The organism is Tissierella sp. (genome assembly GCF_052089545.1).
Taxonomy (GTDB): Bacteria; Bacillota; Clostridia; order Tissierellales; family Tissierellaceae; genus Tissierella_A.
The window spans coordinates 1-2,556 of record NZ_JBQDAA010000276.1 but is presented as its reverse complement, the minus strand read 5'-3'; the positions used below and the strand labels follow the sequence as shown (position 1 = coordinate 2,556).

3 protein-coding genes are annotated in these 2,556 nt (G+C 28.6%); all 3 read left to right on the top strand.

What is annotated here, in order from left to right:
• Positions 1 to 12 precede the first annotated feature (12 nt).
• Positions 13 to 837, top strand: a complete 825-nt coding sequence (locus ACTHW2_RS12880) for a diaminopimelate epimerase (protein WP_442264291.1) — start codon at positions 13 to 15, stop codon at positions 835 to 837.
• A gap of 95 nt (positions 838 to 932) precedes the next feature.
• A complete protein-coding gene (locus ACTHW2_RS12875; RefSeq protein ID WP_442264290.1) occupies positions 933 to 2,078 on the top strand; it encodes an AI-2E family transporter in 1,146 nt (381 codons plus the stop codon).
• A 6-nt stretch (positions 2,079 to 2,084) separates the two neighbouring features.
• Positions 2,085 to 2,556: HutD family protein (locus tag ACTHW2_RS12870; protein ID WP_442264289.1), on the top strand; the 472-nt coding region annotated here is incomplete at its 3' end.

Here is a 2,556-nt window from a genome sequence, read left to right as displayed (position 1 = left end):
AAGGGGGACAATATGAGGCTTAACTTTGTAAAGGTAAACCCAGTAGAAAATATGACCATATTTATAATGGATCAAATTCCTAGAAAAGAACATAAAACTGTATCAAATAGGATTATGGATTACAATAATTTACATGCTGAACAAGTGGGATTTATTGAAAAAGCTGATGATAAAGAAGGAATAAGACTTCAAATGATGGGTGGAGAATTTTGCGGAAATGCTACTAGATCTTTAGCTGCCCTGTTGGTAGACAAAGGCTATCCTCAAGTTAAAAAAGAAGAAAATAAACTCTTTGTAGATTTAGAAGTTTCTGGTATGAAAGGAAAGATTCAATGTGAGGTAGAAAAGATAGAAGAAAATAAATATCTTTCTAAAATTGAAATGCCAGCGCCTAGATCTATAAAGGAAGATGCTATAGAATTTGAAGAAAAGACCTTAGAATTTGCAAGGGTTAATTTTGAAGGAATTACCCACTTTATAGTAGATAAAAATAAAATAAAGAATAAAGATTTATTTTATAAAACTATAAAAGAATCCTTAAAAGAGACTGACTATGAAGCGTTTGGAATAATGTACTATGATTTTAAGAAAGACTTTATGGAGCCTTTAGTATACGTCAGGTCTACTGATAGTCTATTTTGGGAAAGGTCTTGCGCTTCTGGTACATGTGCATTTGGAGCATATAGATCACATGAAAACAAAGAAAATATAAATATAGATGTAAAACAACCTGGTGGAAGTTTAAGTGTAAATGTAGAATATAAGAATGATAGTATTTCACATATATATTTAAATGGTCAGGTAGAAATAGTAGCAGAAGGAACATTGTATGTATAAAAAATAAAAAAGATAAAAAAAGTTTCTCTGGAGAGAAACTTTTTTTATTGGGAAATTGAAGAAAGGGTATTATATAAAAGAAAGAGGGTGGAAAAATGAATATTAAGACTGAAAGAATGAAAAAAGCAATGTTTTTAATAGTATTTACAATATTTATATGGTGGATTTTTGAAAACTTTAAATTTGTAGGCAAAGGATTTAATTTATTCCTTGGAATAATAGCACCTTTTATAATAGGACTTGTCATATCATTTATATTAAACAAGCCTATGAGTTTTATTGAAGAAAAATTGTTTGGAGAAAGTAGTCCATTAGGTGGGATAAAGGATAAATACAAAAGACCTATTAGTTTTTTTATTACACTGATACTTTTTATATTAGTAATTGCAATAGTTTTAATATTAGTAGTTCCAAATCTAGTAGAGGCCGGAGCAGAACTAGCTGACAAACTCCCTGCATATTGGGAAAATATTCAAGAGTATATAAAGAGCAGTTCAATAAAATATTCTAGGATAAATGATCTAATTCAAGATATTAATTTTGATGATATAAATAATAGTATTTATTCCTTTGTAAAAGGTGGACTATTAAACTGGCTTGATTCTACATTTAATGTTTTTTCTTCCGTAGTAGGAGGGCTTATATCTTTTGGACTTGGTTTTGTATTTTCAGTATATTTTTTACTACAAAAAGAAGAACTTACTAAAAGTCTAAAAAGACTTCTTTATTCTGTTTTCCCTTTAAATGTAACAAGAAGAATCTTATATATAGGTGATATAACGAGGGAATCTTTTTCACAGTTTATAACAGGTCAAACACTTGATGCTATAGCACTTGGAGCTATGTTTTTTATTACTATGATGATATTTAGTTTTCCTTATGCTTTAATGGTTAGTATAATAATAGCCATAAGTGCATTTATACCTATAGTTGGATCTTTTATTGGACTTGTAATAGGTTCGTTTTTAATATTTGTAGAAGACCCAAAAATGGCTGGATTTTTTATAATACTTTTCTTTGTACTCCAGCAAGTTGAAGGAAATCTTATATTCCCAAAAGTTGTAGGAAAGGCCTCTGGACTTTCATCAGTGTGGATTTTAGCTGCTGTAACTCTTGGAGGTAGCCTAATGGGAATTTTGGGAATAATAATATTTGTACCCTTGTTTTCAGTTATCCAAAAGCTATTAAAAGAATATACAGATAAAAGATTAGAAGAAAAACAAATAGATAATTTGGAGTGATAAGATTTGAAATATAATGTAAATATAATAAAAAAAGAAGATTATAAAGTTTCCAATTGGTCAGGAGGCAAGACGACAGAGATGTATATTTATCCAGAAGACTCTGATTATAAAAAAAGAGATTTTTATTTTAGGATAAGTTCAGCAAGTGTTGAGCTTTCAGAGTCTGATTTTACAAAACTTGAAGGTGTTAAAAGATGGATTACAACTCTTGATGGTGATTTAAAACTAAGTCATGACTACAAAAGCTTTATAAACTTAAAACCTTTTGAAATTTATGAATTTAAAGGTGACATAGAAACTCATAGTTATGGGAAAGTACAAGATTTTAATCTTATGCTTGCAAATGGTGCCCAAGGCGAACTTGAAAATATATCTTTAAATAAAAAGAAAAATATAAAAATATCTGATGGAAACAATAAATATGATTTTAATATATTTTATTGTCCACACAATGATGTCAGTATATTTATTGAAG